The organism is Trichodesmium erythraeum IMS101 (genome assembly GCF_000014265.1).
Taxonomy (GTDB): domain Bacteria; phylum Cyanobacteriota; class Cyanobacteriia; order Cyanobacteriales; family Microcoleaceae; genus Trichodesmium; species Trichodesmium erythraeum.
Genome location: NC_008312.1, coordinates 2187521 through 2203485 on the forward strand (window position 1 = coordinate 2187521; position 15965 = coordinate 2203485).

At 35.1% G+C, this 15965-nt stretch carries 10 protein-coding genes; 5 read left to right on the plus strand and 5 right to left on the minus strand.

The window, feature by feature from the left end:
* Positions 1 to 262: 262 nt before the first annotated feature.
* Both TERY_RS30140 and TERY_RS06710 read left to right on the plus strand, forming a co-directional pair.
* Entirely contained in the window at positions 263 to 442 is a 180-nt protein-coding gene (locus tag TERY_RS30140) for a hypothetical protein (protein ID WP_044136523.1), read from the plus strand.
* A gap of 329 nt (positions 443 to 771) precedes the next feature.
* Positions 772 to 969 (plus strand): hypothetical protein, encoded by a 198-nt coding sequence (locus TERY_RS06710; RefSeq protein ID WP_044136524.1) that lies wholly within the window; start codon positions 772 to 774, stop codon positions 967 to 969.
* Positions 970 to 1262: 293 nt separating this feature from the next.
* Here TERY_RS06710 and TERY_RS06715 read toward each other — a convergent pair whose 3' ends face one another.
* The 3 genes from TERY_RS06715 to TERY_RS06725 all read right to left on the minus strand — a co-directional run bounded on the left by TERY_RS06715 (position 1263) and on the right by TERY_RS06725 (position 7654).
* Complete coding sequence (locus TERY_RS06715) at positions 1263 to 4016, minus strand: DUF4347 domain-containing protein (protein WP_011611117.1); 2754 nt, start codon at positions 4014 to 4016, stop codon at positions 1263 to 1265.
* Positions 4017 to 4296: 280 nt separating this feature from the next.
* Complete coding sequence (locus TERY_RS06720) at positions 4297 to 6273, minus strand: pentapeptide repeat-containing protein (protein ID WP_052845764.1); 1977 nt, start codon at positions 6271 to 6273, stop codon at positions 4297 to 4299.
* A gap of 34 nt (positions 6274 to 6307) precedes the next feature.
* Complete coding sequence (locus tag TERY_RS06725) at positions 6308 to 7654, minus strand: ABC transporter substrate-binding protein (protein WP_196797236.1); 1347 nt, start codon at positions 7652 to 7654, stop codon at positions 6308 to 6310.
* Between the two features lie 1521 nt (positions 7655 to 9175).
* Between TERY_RS06725 and TERY_RS06730 the strand changes: the two genes are divergently transcribed.
* The 3 genes from TERY_RS06730 to TERY_RS36460 all read left to right on the plus strand — a co-directional run bounded on the left by TERY_RS06730 (position 9176) and on the right by TERY_RS36460 (position 13850).
* Positions 9176 to 9946 carry a hypothetical protein gene (locus tag TERY_RS06730; protein ID WP_011611120.1) on the plus strand — a complete coding sequence of 257 codons (771 nt, stop codon included), beginning with the start codon at positions 9176 to 9178 and terminating at the stop codon, positions 9944 to 9946.
* Positions 9947 to 10589: 643 nt separating this feature from the next.
* The gene (locus TERY_RS06740) at positions 10590 to 13586 is read left to right on the plus strand and encodes a WGR domain-containing protein (protein WP_011611121.1); all 2997 of its coding nucleotides are present in this window, start codon (positions 10590 to 10592) and stop codon (positions 13584 to 13586) included.
* A gap of 141 nt (positions 13587 to 13727) precedes the next feature.
* Complete coding sequence (locus TERY_RS36460) at positions 13728 to 13850, plus strand: hypothetical protein (protein ID WP_370496758.1); 123 nt, start codon at positions 13728 to 13730, stop codon at positions 13848 to 13850.
* Positions 13851 to 14819: 969 nt separating this feature from the next.
* Here TERY_RS36460 and TERY_RS06745 read toward each other — a convergent pair.
* A complete protein-coding gene (locus TERY_RS06745) occupies positions 14820 to 15107 on the minus strand; it encodes a type II toxin-antitoxin system RelE/ParE family toxin (RefSeq protein ID WP_011611122.1) in 288 nt (95 codons plus the stop codon).
* Entirely contained in the window at positions 15092 to 15289 is a 198-nt protein-coding gene (locus tag TERY_RS06750) for a hypothetical protein (RefSeq protein ID WP_011611123.1), read from the minus strand. The genes TERY_RS06745 and TERY_RS06750 overlap by 16 nt, the downstream gene beginning before the upstream one ends.
* Positions 15290 to 15965: the final 676 nt, after the last annotated feature.

A 15965-nucleotide genomic window follows, 5' to 3' on the forward strand; every position in this document is an offset into this window, starting at 1 on the left:
ATTAAGTAGTTCCTGGCAGCATTTTGACCAAACAGGAGCCGGTATAGGAGCACCCAACTATACTACAAATCTAGTGTGTAGCCTTCTTTATACCATCTACTTTACTACTCCCAACAAAGAGCAATTAAGTTGACTTCAAAGTTTACGTAAATAGACCAGAACATGAGTTTATTCTCAACTTTTTTCCGTTCTCACTGTTGGAGACCTTACATCTACCAGATAAATGGCAAAAATCTCTGAAATTATTGCTCCAGTAATGTAATTGAATTCCATAAAGTTTAATGGGTTACTAGATAGATATTTACCATTATTAGGGTTACTTTTGCCTAAACCTATTTTAGAACTGGCAGGAATAGCTTTTGATCATCAGCTTTCTGACTCGCAAGTCAGAAAAACTCTCATAAGTGATGATGCGCCTCAGTTTAAGTTACTTTCAGTATAGAGTTTGCTTTGTGTTGGGTACATCAGGAACCACATTATCAAAAGTTAACTCCCAAGGTTAATTATCATCAAAAACTCCTCCAACAATTCTTGGATTATTTTTGGTATAATATTAAAAGTTACTAGCCTTTAACAGATGCTCCCATACTTTCGACTGCCTTAAGACTACCCTCTGAATTTTTAGAACTTTTCACAAATGTGAGTAGGTAATCAGCAGCTTGGTAGAACCAAAACGATTAACTGTTACTCTTCATTTGAGAGTTGCTGTTGGTGTTAGAGCATCCCCAATTGCCATTCCATAATAACCAGGTGCAATTAGCTGCTTGAGCTATGTTAGCTAAAAAGCATATCAGTTATGGAACTCAGACGATGGATGGGACTGCATCTTGGGATACTTTTATGTTCCGGGTTGCTACTACCCGTAAGCTAGGATTAAGCTTTTTTGAATATGTACACGATCGCATTTCTCAGACCATGAATATTCCTGCTGTGGCAACTATTATTTATGTTCGCGGAGCGTGGCGTTAGCCATATCGCTCCTTTATTCATTCCTTTGCTTGTTCTTAGCAACTAGAAATCATTGCTTACCCCACCATATTGAGTGGATACTTTTTGTCAAAGTAATTACATAATCACTCTGTTGTTTTGTAATTACTTTGACATTTTATTTCTGACTTCCCTAAGCATAAATGGTAACTACCACAGAGGGATAAAACTTTGAGAAGTTAGAGAATTGCAGTGATTTCAACTGCTGTAAAGTTCCTACTATATATGGTGGTGATGAGTAAGTTCTGGGTAAGCTTTTTAATTAAGTCAATGGTCTACTTAACAATAGAGAAATCAGTTCCTTTTAGGTTCGGTTTCCCTTCCAGAATAGCAAAATTACCGCCACTACCAAAGCCAGCCTCGCTACCATTCTCATTGTAGAACAAATCACCGGTTTCTTTGCTGTAAACGATAAATGCGTCACTAGTTTCAGCCTCCTCATTGTTAGCAACGGCATCAAATTCAGCGATAACGCTAAAACCTTTACCTAAAGTGCTTTCTAACTTATCAAAAGTTTTTTGGCTTAAAAGAATAGCATCCTGGCCACTTTTAAAATCAGTTATGGTATCTAGGCCAAAGTCTTCAGGCTTAAAAGAGCTATTGCTACTAAACTTAAAACGATCTTTACCCTGACCTCCAGTTAAGGTATCATCGTCATTACCTCCCATCAACATGTCATTACCCTTACCCCCAGTCAGGATGTCATCATCATTACCTCCCATCAACATGTCATTACCCTGACCCCCAGTAAGAGTATCGTTACCATCCAAACCTTTGAGCCGGTTTCGCTTTGTATTACCAGTAATATTGTTATCTAACTCGTTACCAGTACCATTAATATTGCCCTTACCAATCAATCTCAAATCTACTTCTTCGTCTTTGAGGGTATGGTTTTTGTTCGACTTGATAGCTTCGGGAGGCTTCTCACCTTGATTATAAAGCACAGAGAATTGATTAGTAGTCTCAGTGGAGAATTGAGCCTGAGCTATATCTATGTTGCCATCCTCATTGAAATCTCCCAAAGCAAAATTGTTACTTTGAAGAAAACTTTCACTTTTGGTTTCTAAGGTCTTGGGAGTAGTAGAAAAATTGCCTTTGCCATTCCCTAAAAATACGGATATTGTTTTAGGGGAGGAATATGGGGAATATGGACCAGGCAAATCTGGGGAATATGGACCAAACGAAAAATTATTCTTGAACGTTGCTATGTCGAAGTTACCGTCGCCATTAAAATCTCCTACGATGGCATCATCGATCTGCTCTTCCAATTTGACGGTTTTTCCTTCCTTAAATTTACCCTTACCTTGACCTAACAACACCTGAATTTTTTGAGATTCGTCAGGATCCATTCCTCCTGTCCGTACCACTAAATCTTGTTTGCCGTCCTTGTTAATGTCACCTCCTCCTACAAGGTCAATCAGATTTTCTACTTTAACATCAACAGATTTATCCAATTTGCCGTTTGTCTTGCTCAGGTCAATGCGGATCGAGCTTTCTCTAGATGTTTCAGTTGAACTGACTGTTATATCGTCTAATCCATCATTGTTGACGTCTTCAATGGAGAGGAAGGGGAAACTATCTTCCTCAAAAGCAACTTCTGTATCCAGAGTAAATTTACCTTTACCGTCTCCCAGAAGTAAGGAAATTTTTTGCTTGCTGGGGCCAAGATCAGAATAATCATAATATCCCGAAGATCCCGAATATGACAGAATGGCTAGATCGAGGTTGCCATCGCCGTTAAATTCACCTACTCCTACCAGTCCATCATCTTCTAACATAATGCTGGATGTTTTTAAGGGTTTAAACTTGCCATTTTTCTGCCCCAAGTCTATAGAAATTGTAGTTTTTCCAGAGGAGTAGTTGAAAACGCTCTTCACCCGATCCATCAAACCGTCACCGTTGAAGTCTCCGAGCGCTACTGGATTAAATTTGGCGTCGAAAGCTGCAAAAGGAGAATTATCAACCGCCTCAAACTTTTGGTTTTTTCTTAATCGTATCTCGATCTTGCTTGGGGTAGAGAATGAGGATGAGTAATTGCTTAAAGACAAATCATCTAAACCGTCGTTATTAACATCTGCAAAGGATATCAAATCGGTATTTATGACATTAAGTTGGGTATCGACGGTTAGTTTCCCTGTATCGTCTACCTTTAAAGCCGTAATTTTGCCGAAAGTCTCATTAGTTTTTGTGTTATATGCACTGGTAACTGCTACTGCGTCTAGGTTGCCATTTCCGTCGAGTTCTCCTATTTGGATGTCAGTGGGATTACCTAGCAACTCCAGACTTTTGCTACGCTTTGGAAATTTGCCTTTTCCATTTCCGAATTCGATGAAGACTGTTGTAATGGGGGATAATGTATCTGGGTCTATAGATCCTTCCAGAACTATGCGGTCTAATTTTTCATCTTTGTTGAAGTCTCCAAAGGCAAAATAAGCTGGTAGATCTTCGAATTCATAGAAGACTGGAGAGTCTTGGGATGGGATAAATTTTATCTCCAAAAGTCCCGGGTAGTTGGCGATCGCCTCTGATACAAGTTGATTTTCCCCTATTTGATTTTCCAGTTGAGAAGTTCCACCAAGAGCTATATTTCCCACTTTGTCTCTGGATGCAGCTATATTCGCTCCCGTTAACTGCTGGAGGCGGCCTATAAATTCTTCATCTCTGGCAACGCTACAGGCATATAGTTGAATTTCCTTGACTCCCCATTCCGAGAGTAAGTAGTTGTATTCATCTATGTTGCTAGCTTTAAGCAGCTTGTTGCCAAGATACAAAGTACCAGGCTCGCCGTGACAGATAATACTCAGACTTTCTGCATTTGTTTGGGATAGTGCTTCGGAGATTTGAGATATCGCGTCCCTATCTCCATCTAATAAAACTATAGACTTTTGCCCTGCTATCCCTCTGACTAATTGAGGGTAATGTTCTAGAGATTTATCTATTGCTACTAAAGACTTTTCCGTTCTTACTTCCTTAGTGAATGTTGATATAACTGAGGAAGCTGTAGCATTATTATTGTGAGCTACTATCATTATACACTTAACCTCTAAACTTTATCTCTTTTTTTTTGACTAATTCAATCTAGCATATTTTTTTGTAGTTAGGGGGTTTTAATAAACTTTAACACTTTCTCATTTTTGGAGTTTAGACTAAATAGTTGTCTAATTTTGTTTCAGATATATTAACGGTCGCAGAAACTGAACAAATATCAAAAGAACGACATGAGCATTGACTTAATCAAAAAATATAGGTTAAAAAGTATACTATTAGACCACTTTTCCCATTTATTAAACAAATGTCAACAAACCGAAATTATTCTAAACTTGAGTCGTTGAGTATATCACTTACAATGTCTGGGTCATTTTGAGTTAATAGACGGTGCTTAACGGGGTAAACCTGATAATCTGCTCCGTCTATTTCTTTTCTCAAGACAGAAATTGTTGTTTTCACAGCCTCATAACCAATCTGAATACTAGACTGCTCAATAATCAACTGTAAAGGACTATTGGGATTAAGTAATTTTGTAGCTTTATTTCTTGAGAGGTCTAAAATTCCAAAAACCTTAACTTTATTCTTCAAGGCAGATTCTGCTACTGCTGCAACTGTAACCTCCGTTGCTATATTTGATCCCCCCCAAAGTATCTGAACATCAGGATTATCTTCAAGTAGTTTTTTAACTTTTATAATATCACTACCAAAAGCAATGCTAACAGAGTCAACAATTTGAAAAGGGATACCCGAATGGTTGATCGCTTTTAAGACTCCTTGAAGATAGGGATAGTAGCGATCATATACAGCACCATCAACTAAACCAATTTGAACCGATTTTGACTGTAAATTCTTTTGAGCCCATTCTGCTATATATTGGCCTGAATCATAGCCCATTTGAAAACTATTTGTATTATAGCAAGCAATAGCTAAATCTTCTGCATCTATAGGATTAAAGCAGAAATCAACAGTGGTAATAGCTACTCCAGCATCCCTTGCCAGTTTCAGGGCATCAAGGGACTGAACAGGATCTTCAGGCGTTAAGATAATCCCATCCATGCCATCCTTAATCAACTGCCTAATTATTTTCGCTTCGTTCTTCACACCACCGGGATAAGAAATACCCCAAATTTCCACACGACGGTTAGCAGCACGACGCATCCCAAATTCATAGGTATCAGAAATACTGTCAGCATTTTCTGGTTTGAGCAAAGCTATCCTTAAACGGGGTAAGCGTGCTTGTTTGATTTGCTGTTCCCAATTAGGCATCCTATTGGTTTCCTGCCAATTTTTAGCCTGTTTAATTTGAAATATTGACCACATTTTTGCTCCCCACAGATCAGCACCTTTTAACTGAGTTTCTCGGAAATTAGTGGGGTTTAATTTAGCTTCGATCACGTTAGTCGTGCTACCAAAATCGGTAAAACGCAAGGAGGCATTCTCTAGATTAGCTTTATAAAAATCAGCCCCTCTTAAATTTGCTCGATTAAAATTCGCTGATTCTAAGTTTGCCCGATGGAAAATAGCATTATGAAAATTAGCCCATAAAGCTTTCATATTGACGAGATTAGCTTCAGAGAAATCAGCTGCTTGAAGGTCAGATCCATACAAATTACTATTATCTAAATTACTATTTTGAAGTATGGCTTTCTTTAAGTTAGCGCGTGCTAAATTAGCACCTTCTAAATTGACGTCCTTTAAATTCGCACCTTCTAAATTAGCATTTACCAAGTTTGCACCTTGAAGATTACTCCCCTGTAAATTAATTCCGGCAAGATTAGCACCTGAGAGATTTGCTCCTGTTAAATTTGAATAGGAGAGATCCATTGAATATTTATTAACCTTAAGTGAGCCTTGAGTGAAAGATAAAGATTGACAAGGACTAAGGGTAAGATTAGCCATATTCGCACTAACTGCTTTTAATCCTGGATTACTTTTGCAGCCTTTATTTAAAACTTTCAGGGCAGCAATTCTGCTATCACTATACTCATAGCTAGATTCCTCCCGTAGAACTTTTCGAGCATTTTGTATCTCCTGTTTTTGTCGACTAGGTATGGTAATCACATAAGATACCACGGCAAACAACAGTGCGCTCTGACTTAAAATAGCTGCTAACTTAATTAAAGAAATATTTTGCAGCCATTCAACACAATCAGAAATTTTTGTATCTAAAAGAGAAATAGGCTTCAAGAGTGTAGATTTTTTGAGCCTAAGTTTTTGATAAATTCTTTGAGAATTTTCATGATTGATAAACTCAGAGTTACTCATTTCTTTTGGTAAGTTTTTTTCTTTTTTATCCATTAGTAATTTTTCCTATTAAATTAATCTATAAAAATTAATAATTATTGAACAATTTTTCTGAATCATATTTATGGAAATCTTTAAATCCTTGAGGAGTTAAAATACTTATTAAAACTAGATTAGAGGAATTATTTAGACCTTTAGTAAAATCAATTACAACACCACCTAAATCAAACTTTGACATAGCAGCTTGTTTTAAAAAACTCTCACGATTGATTTCTCCTGGTATTGCTTTGAGAATTTTTAAAGTCATTTTTCCTATAATATATCCTTCTAAAGATACATGATCAAACTTACTATTTAGCTTAGATTTTGCCTCCTGAACAATAGGTAGATCAGAATCTAATTGAGGAACAACTTCTGTAATAATTACTTGATCTGTGATCCCGTATTCTTCTAAATCAAACTGTAATTCTTCTTTATGGGCAAATGATAGTGAGGAAATAACCCAAGGCTCTCCTTCCTTTTTAGCTACATTAATAAATCGTGCAGCATTAGTAGAAGTTGCTGCTGTTACGACTAATCTACAGTTTATTCCCGTATTTTTTTCCCACTGTTTTAATGAGTTATAACCTTCCTTTGTATAGGGAGTATTACGGGGATAAAACCCTATGGGGCCAAGTAAAGAATTGCCTTGATTTCCTTTTTCTTTATACTCTAAAACTTTTTCATATGGGCGTAATATACTCTGATCAACTTCTGCTTTTACTAAAGCATATATAAGCCCTTTTAATCCTGACATTCCATAGCTGTCATCTTGAACATAAGCACAAATTTCATAGGGTTTTACCCCAGCATTTAAAGCGATTTTTACCACAGCTTCTATTTCCTCTGCATAAGTCGCACGATAATTAATGATTAGTTCAGATCGCGAACGCAAAAGTTCAGAACCTGTAAAAAAACCAACGGCAGGAACATTGTTTTTCTTTAAAATTGGCAATGTTTCTTTTGCGGTCGGTGTACCAACATTTCCAATCATCAAAAAAATTCCAGACTTAATCAACCTTTGTGCTTTTTTACGAGCAACTAAAGGCTCATAATAATCATTTTTAAAGATTAATTGAATTTTTTTTTCCTGTACTAATTGACCATCAAGTGCAGCTTCTAAGCCAGATTTCATTCTATTGCCTAAAATCTCTTCTTGTCCTTCTAAAGCGAGGACAGAACCTAGTCGAATTGTTTGTTCAGTAATTCCTTCTGTGGAAATTGTATGATCTGAATTTTTTGAACCTACATTTTCAGTTAATTCAACATTAAGAGTGAGGGGTTTAAAAGGGTTCGGACTACAAGCCCAAGCAAAAATAGTCATAAAGCCCATACAACCAGCTAAGATGGTGGGACCTAAATTTCGTTGGTGATCTGTTTTTTTTTCTAAAGTCATGTCTAAAATATATCTCCAAACAAGGAACATTGAAGTTGCACTTCCATCGCCTAACTACTTGTCGGCTAAGGTAAAAAGGTTTCCGCGATATCGTCTCCTACTACCAAAACATTGATCTCCTTTCCTTAGTGCTTAACTGCTCTCGAAATCTAAGTTTTCTTTTTTTTGAGCCGAGAAAAGTTTAAAGGAATTTCGTTAAGCTCCCCAAATGTAATAATTTATTCAGGGTCTTAGGTATGTGGTAACTGTTTTCAAATCTGACTTGAGGGATCAAATCACAGTAGTCAGCTCCTATTAATATCTCTATCTCCGGAAAGCCTGTACCATTAACATACATTTTCCAGCATATTTGACGAGCATCATCCCTATACTTTTTTTTTGAGTTTGAGGATAAGATACAAATTAAGGAGCACAATTTGTGTCCATTGTGATTTTGCTTCCCAGATCAGCTTACTATTAGATCCAAATATGTTTGGACTGGCACCCTTGATATTCCATACTTTTTCCCTTTTATTCCCTTTGTCCTAACCTATAATTCACCCGATAAATATGTAGCGCACCCAATTAACTAAATTTTATTAATGGTTAGGATATTGAGATTCAAGTTGTTCTTAGGAGCTATATAAAAACAAGTTGTATAAATTTTACTTTAGATAAATTGTAAAATTGAGCCTTGATTAAATTTAGCTTCTATAAAAAAGCTCTCCAACTTACTTTTACACTAGCATTTTATGCTAACAGGATTTTTTTTAATTAACAATATAAATTGTAATATTTTTTAAAATATTTTTCCAAACTTCTCTATATTCTCTTGATTTTTAGTAAAGTAAAATTTATTATTTTAACTCTATCCTCTCTTCTAAGCAAGGGTATGCTTTGAAGTTAAAAATATTGTTGAGTACCAGGAGTGATAATGATTTACAGAAATTTAGTTACACTTCAAGTGTTTAGAGCGAGTAAACTGCAAGTCAAACAATAACTTAAGCATACTAGTCGGCACCCAGAAAAAAATAGCTACTTTTGCTTCAATATTGGAAAATATTCCAGCAAAAGTAGGCGATCGCTTCCTTAACTCTCTACAAAAATCTCTTATCAAATAATTCTTAACCACTTAAGCATTTGTAAATGAGATATCAAAAAATATCAGACTTTTCAATACTAAGAAAACTGAATAACTTCAAGCCAACCAAAAGCTTAAATCAACCCTTAATAACATTAAAAATTATACTTTTCGATAACACCTTATCAGTAATTTTTTTAGCTGTAACCAAACTCCCTAAATCTGATTTTTTTCCGGAGCATTAGGAGAAAATAGTTAACAGATGACTTTCCACTATTCCTCTCTCTGTTAAATTTTGATTCATACAACTAACTAATTCATGCATTTCTTTTCTTATGCTTGACCTACCAAAATATATATTTTTCCTGTCAAATAACAATTATATATTCTCATTATTGAATACATTATGCTTACATCCCCCCAAGAAACGCTATATTAGTAAATAGTCAACTAATACAACTATGAAAAAACAACTGATCGCGGTCTCTAAAAAATTAATAACCCTAATATTAGGAATCATCCTTATTATTAATTTACCCATTCAACAGTCATTAGCAGCATCCCCAGAAGATTTACAGGAATTACAACAACTACTTGAAACCCAACTTGTACGATCCTATCAACAATCAGTTGAAGATGCTGTTGATGCAAGAATTGATGAAATAGACAACTCCTTATGGTCAATTACTTTAGATAATACCGATCTAATATGGCAAAAAGTAGACGGAAAACCCCAGGTATTGATGGTAACCTGGACTTCCTGGGATGGCTATGATGACAAAATAGGTGAAAAAATGCAGTTAACCCGAGAAGTCTGGACTACTCCTGTTCCCCAGTTACAAACCTTTATATCCCAATTTAACCTCAATGAAGATAATTTAACCCTCAGACTGGAACAATATCTGGGCTTACCTCCTGAAAATGGTAAAACCAAATTTGTGCAGATGTGGGTTGAACCTAAAGACTTATTCCGTCCTTGCCCAGATCCAGAAATTATCGATACTAGCTGTAGCTTGAAATTTCCTTCTAATGTTGAACCCCAATATCAGGAATGGGTAAATGAAAAAATACTCACTTCTTATGGCAAGAATGGTTATCCTTGGACAAGGTTAGGCTATACTTATGATTGGGGAAGTATTACTACAGAAATAGGAGCAAGTGAATATGTAGTTCGCGTAGGTGCAGAGGTGGAGATAGATTCAGTTATTAATACTATTGAATATGTTCAATAAAATTAAACTTTGAGCTAAGTCTCAAACCAGCCCTAGTGCCCAGAAAAACTGTATAGTTTAAATCCAGTTGAATACTTATTTTATGGGTGGAAAGGTCCGGAGGTCCGGAGGTGGGAAGATTGAAGATTGAAGTAATTATAGAATCATCAACACATACTATATAATTAGATTCTATAGTAATCCTAAATCCTACATCTAAAATCATGATTTATTAAAAAATAGCTCCAACTCCTATTACTCCAGCTCAATTACCTCCTGCCTTCATGCAAACTATTTCTTTCACCCATCAGAAGGATGACTATCTGACCATTAGCACTCCCAAATATCTTAAGTTTTAGTAGATTTGCTGGTTTGGTGGTTTCAGGTTGAGAGCAAAGATAATTAGTAGGTTTAGTGGTTTCAGGTTTGGTGGTAGAGAGCAGAGATACAAAATAATTGCAGTCAAAAGTTATCCATAAAAACCTAGGCAAAAATCAATTGATTTGGTAGTAAGTTGTGATCAACTTGTTAAATTTTTAACCTGACACCTGACACTTGATACCTTAAATTAACAACTAATTCTATTTTTGCGAGGACATCAGTTACTATATATAAATTATTGATTCAATCTACCCATCTTTACCAATAAAACTTAAAAAAAATTATGAAAGTAGTTAAAATAACTACCCTCCATTATCAAGACGATCGCTCAGATAAAATTTATGAAGTCGAGCTATTTGAAGTTACCAAAAATCAGCATTATATGGTAAATTTTCACTACGGTCGTCGCGGTTCACGATTAAGAAATGGTATCAAAACAGATGGCTATGTTCCCTTGGTAGAAGCTGAAAAAGTTTTCCAGAAATTAGTACAAGAAAAAATTAAAGGTGGTTATCGTGACATTACTGGAGTTTCCCTAAATTCTCTCCCCAAAAAAACAGAAATTCCATCTCAATATCACCTCCGCAAACAAGCAATTTTGCAACATTTAGCTAGAGAAAAAACTAGTCGTCCTCTGGAAAAAATTATTTGGCGAGCCGGAGAATTAAAAATAGCTGAAGCTACTCCCATGTTAATTAATTTTATCGGTACTGGTACAAATTTCAGAGATTATTGTATTGCTTGGTCTTTGGGTTGGTGTGGTGGAAAAGATGCCCTCGCAGCTTTAATTAAACTGTATGAAAATCCAGCAACTTCAGGGTTTGTTAGTCGGATAGTTTTTGAAGGAATTTTGAAATTGTCTGACCCTGAAGTTAGAGTAAAATTGCAGACAGAAATAATCAATTTTTTATCCCCAGAATTAAGAGATTTGGCTCGTCATGGAACGGCAGAAAAATTTGAGGAAGTATTTAACCAACTTCTGGGGGAAGGTAACAGTTTCTCTGACATAGAAAGGCTATATCAAATAGATAATAAATATGTGCGACCTGCACTTTTAAATTTTCTCCGCACCGCTCCATTTGAAGAAAACTTTTTTCAACCTATTCGTCATATTTTTAAAATAGCTGAATATCGTCGAGACCCAGATGTTTTTGCCATTCTTACTTATAGATTTGACAAAGAAAATACAACTGGCTGGAAAGTTTATACTGAAAAAACTCGTAATTATTTACGTAAACGAATTTGGCGAACTTTAGAGAAACTTGGCATAGATAATGATATTGAATATATTAATTTGGCGGTAGGTGTTTTACTGCAATATTCTGATACTGATGCTATCTATTATTCTCAACTAGAAAATAAATTTGTTCATTTTTTAATCTTATCTCATATTCTTTACACAAATCATTCTCGTTATTATTTATCTTATGATCGACTAAATTGGTCCTTTGGTGGCTACTTTGGAAGAAGTAATAAGGAGGTAAAACAACGGGGAGAAGCTTTTCCAGAATTATGGGAACAACAACCGGAAATATTGGTAAAATTATTATTGGAAAGTAACTGTCACGCCGTACATAATTTTGCTGTCAGAATATTGGAAAATTGCCACAGTTTTCATCCCAAATTTGATATTAAAACTCTCATAGAATTTATCAAAAAACCTTATGATGTTACAGCTAGATTTGGATTTGAATTAGCTATAGAAAGATATAAAAAAATAGAACCAGATATTGACTTAGTTTTAGCATCAGCAAATAGTGTTTTACCTAAAGCACATACAGCAGCTTATCGCTGGATAAATGCACAACCAAATAGATTTATGAATGCTAATTTTCTGGCGGGTTTAATCACTAGTCAAGAACCAGAAACTCGTGAATTTTCTGAAACATTACTCAGGTCACATAGTCTTACGGAGGGTACTGCTAAAGTATTAATTGGCAAGGTTATTGCTGAGTTATTAACTTTCAAAGAAGAAACCCCCTGGATAGAAGAAGTCGCCCTAGAAATTGCTAATATATTGTTGAGTTATTTCAGCGATCGCCTAAAACAATTAGGGATGGGAGTTATTATAGATTTACTCCAACATCCACTAGTAGAAATTAAAGAATTAGGAGCAAATATTCTAGAAAAACATGAAACTCCTCCGGCTGAATTACCTACTAATTTAATTGAATCATTGATTGAATCTCCCTATCCAAAAATTCGGGAAATTGGAATTAGAATATTTTGGCAGTTACCAGAGGAAGTTTTGATAAGTTCTCAAAGAGATTTAATTATTGCTATGGCAGTTAGTTATGAGGAGGATATTCGGAGTTTAACTCAACCTATTATTCAGGATTTGACAAATAAATATTCAAATTTTGCCAATCACTTAGCCAGGGAATTTATTGATATTTTGGTAATACCAGAAAAGTCAGAAGGAGTTCACGATTATTTAGTGAATTTATTGAGGAATGATATTCCGGGATGGCAAGAGAATATTAGTTTAGAAAAAAATCTGCAGTTATTAAGAACTAAATCTGAACTCGCTCAAGAATTAGCAGGTTTAATATTAAAGGCAAATTATCGGCAATGGGCAGGAGATTTTAAAGCAATTGAAATTGTGAAGTTGGCAAATTATAAAGTTGTAGCAGTTAGACAAGCTGCATGGCAAATATTTTTGGAAAATATTCCTCATTTTCGGAGCAATTCTCAGGAGATGTTAGCTGCAGTTAAATTGTTAGAATCTGATTGGGAAGATTCTCGTAATTTTGCTTGGGAAATATTTCAATCTTATTTTGATAAAATTGATTGGTCTCCGGAAATAATGGTGAGTATTTGTGATAGTTTACGAGATGATGTAAGAGAGTTTGGGCGTCAATTAGTGATTCGTTATTTTGAGGATAGTTACGGTCAAGATTATTTGTTAAAGTTTAGCGAACATCCTTCAGGAGATATGCAGGTTTTTGCGACGAACTTTTTGTCAGATTATGCAGCAGATAATCTGGAAAGATTACGAGATTTACAACCTTATTTTATTAGTGTTTTGTGTCAGGTAAATAAGGGTCGGGTAGCAAAGCAGCGAGTATTTACTTTTTTAGAGCAGGAGGCAGAAAAAAGTGAGGCTGCGGCGCGAACTGTGGCTGAAATTTTAACTAGGCAATCTCTGACTATTGCTATTGGGGATAAGGCAAAGGCGATCGAAATTATGTTGAAAATTCATAATAGTTATCCAGAGGTTTCTTTGCCAATTTCTGTTAAGTCTGTTTCTGAGGTTCGGGGTTATAAAAGAAGTCAATAAGAGCTCAAAAGATGTTGAACCAGGACTTAGCGTTGGGAAGTAAAATTGACTTCGGAACTGAACTTGGAGAGATTCGAGTTGAAATTTCCTTTCAAATTTTTTGACACAGAAAACATTAAATAATATCAGGAGAAACAATTTATGTGCGCACTTACTGGGAAGACATTAGCAACTGCTGTTTTAAAATCTGCTGCTGCATCAGGCAACGTTCCTATTGCTCCACCTCCCACAGTTGAAATATATTCTACAAGTGAGATTTGGTGAAGTTTGTAGATTTTTAGCAGTTCTAGAACAGATCAATTATCAGTCCTTTAAGCAAATTAATCAAAAGCAGAAATCATCTATCTGCGCACTTCGAGTCGGAACATTATCTACTTGCACCCTGAATTTTATTTGGATTTGTTTATGACAAATCTGTTTCCATTTCAGTTATTAAGCAATTAACACAGAACGAAGAACCTTTTTAATAATTATGGGTGGATGATTAAATATCAAAGTATTGAAATATAAGTAAAGATTTTAGCTTTTTTGGAGCTTTGAAAAAGTTCCTGGTTTTGGGTCTAGTAAACTTCAAAAAAAATTAGTATTTTCTGCCATCCCATGGCAGTAGGGCATTTTTATTAAAGGCGATCGCAAAAAAAATCAAAGGGATCAATAAGAAGTGGTAAAATGAAAAAAGAGTGCTTAGTTTTTACTGTAAAGATATTATAACTAACAATATATTTGATAACTTGAAAAAAGTAAATTATTTTCGTCAAAATATGGTAAAATACATCAAATTTTGGTAGTATCAATCTTAAGTATTTTAACAATAAATAGTAGTTATAAACAGATTAATTGTTTAGTAACATTAATCGTTATAAAACTGATAAATAGCTTAAACCTACCATCAAAAAAGTAACCTTCATATAGTAAAACTAGGAGATTTATAATGGGAGCAAGAAAGTCAGAGATATTAATCAATTTTTCATGAAATAAACCTCAGTACCCACCTCCATCCCCAGTGTTGCTTTCAACTCAATAACAGAAAGAATATATTGGTTGGGTAATAATTGGGATCAAGTTTTAGCACTCTCTACTTAAATAGACAATAAAAATATATTTTTAATAAAAACTCAGGTGAGAAAAAAAATGAGAATAAAACCATAATCTCTTGTTTGAAAAGCCAGAAAACCGAGCTTTTAGTGAAACTCGGTTCTGAACTGATATTAGATGAAGCGTAATCGCCATTACCTACAAATTTAATAACCTTTTTCCATGAATAACTGCAGCCACTGTTACCAGATCACCTTTAATCTTATAAAGGACTCGGTAACTGTAAGCATAATTTTGTCGATAACTGTCGTCACCAAACTCTTTGACTACCTCTCCCCCTAAAGGATTATTAATCAAATTTCTAGTGACATTAATTACCCTGTGGACTACTGCCGCAGCATAGGAAACAGAGTCACGCGCTATATAGGAAGCGATCGCATCAACATCATCTATAGCTTTAGAAGACCAAACTACTTTATAACCCATTTACTCAAAAGCCCTTCAGCTTCTTCTTGTGTAATTTTTCTTTCTTTATCAGCTACTTCTAAACCATGAAGAACTTTTTCAATCACATATAAATGATATTGAACATCTTCAAGGGAGCAATTATCTGGCAATTTGCTTAATAGAGATTCTACTTTTTTCTTAGCGGTATTCATAAAGTTCATATTATTAAGTCACTGTTCCTAGGTGTACATGATCCACTGGACAGCGACATTTAGTGTGTTCTATTATCTGGCTTTCCAGACATAAAAAAGCGAAAAACACACCTCCTCTCAGAGGAACCTTAAAGGTATTAATCGTTTTTAGTTGTAATTTTTTTATTTTGAAACCAGGAGGCCTCATATACTTCCTTTAAATTAGATGCTTTCATGTTCCAGCGCCTTTCGCAAAAAAATAGTTCAGATTACCGCCCGCCTTGGCTCTAGATAATAAAATAGGAAATATAACTCATCAAAACATACTCACATAAGATTCTATCTTTGTCTTGTCGGTTTGACCCAGACTAGGTGAACTATAACACCCTAATTTCCATAGCTCAAAGCATTTGGGACCATTTTTTTCATTATGTTTAAATAACCACTTATATCAGCATTAATTAATCTTCCACTTCCTGTACGATACAGTCCTCTTTTCAGTCTTTGGCCACTCCATCTTGACTGATTTTCCTCAACCCATTACTGATTTAATGGCCAACAAACTAATCTGAGGTCAAAAGTTTCATATACTATCAAGAGCTTATCAAACAAAAGATCAAATAAATAGACCTACTTTCAATTTTCAATTTGTCCAGAGGCGGATCAATGGTTATAAACATAGATTTTAAAACCTTAACTACTGAAT

What these genes read in the sequence shown, in the direction of transcription:
- TERY_RS06750 (WP_011611123.1), bottom strand. Translation starts at nt 15,289, where the DNA reads ATGAACTTTATGAATACCGCTAAGAAAAAAGTAGAATCTCTATTAAGC.
- TERY_RS06715 (WP_011611117.1), bottom strand. Translation starts at nt 4,016, where the DNA reads ATGATAGTAGCTCACAATAATAATGCTACAGCTTCCTCAGTTATATCA.
- TERY_RS06740 (WP_011611121.1), top strand. Translation starts at nt 10,590, where the DNA reads ATGAAAGTAGTTAAAATAACTACCCTCCATTATCAAGACGATCGCTCA.
- TERY_RS06725 (WP_196797236.1), bottom strand. Translation starts at nt 7,654, where the DNA reads ATGACTTTAGAAAAAAAAACAGATCACCAACGAAATTTAGGTCCCACC.
- TERY_RS36460 (WP_370496758.1), top strand. Translation starts at nt 13,728, where the DNA reads ATGTGCGCACTTACTGGGAAGACATTAGCAACTGCTGTTTTAAAATCT.
- TERY_RS06720 (WP_052845764.1), bottom strand. Translation starts at nt 6,273, where the DNA reads ATGGATAAAAAAGAAAAAAACTTACCAAAAGAAATGAGTAACTCTGAG.
- TERY_RS06745 (WP_011611122.1), bottom strand. Translation starts at nt 15,107, where the DNA reads ATGGGTTATAAAGTAGTTTGGTCTTCTAAAGCTATAGATGATGTTGAT.
- TERY_RS06710 (WP_044136524.1), top strand. Translation starts at nt 772, where the DNA reads ATGTTAGCTAAAAAGCATATCAGTTATGGAACTCAGACGATGGATGGG.
- TERY_RS06730 (WP_011611120.1), top strand. Translation starts at nt 9,176, where the DNA reads ATGAAAAAACAACTGATCGCGGTCTCTAAAAAATTAATAACCCTAATA.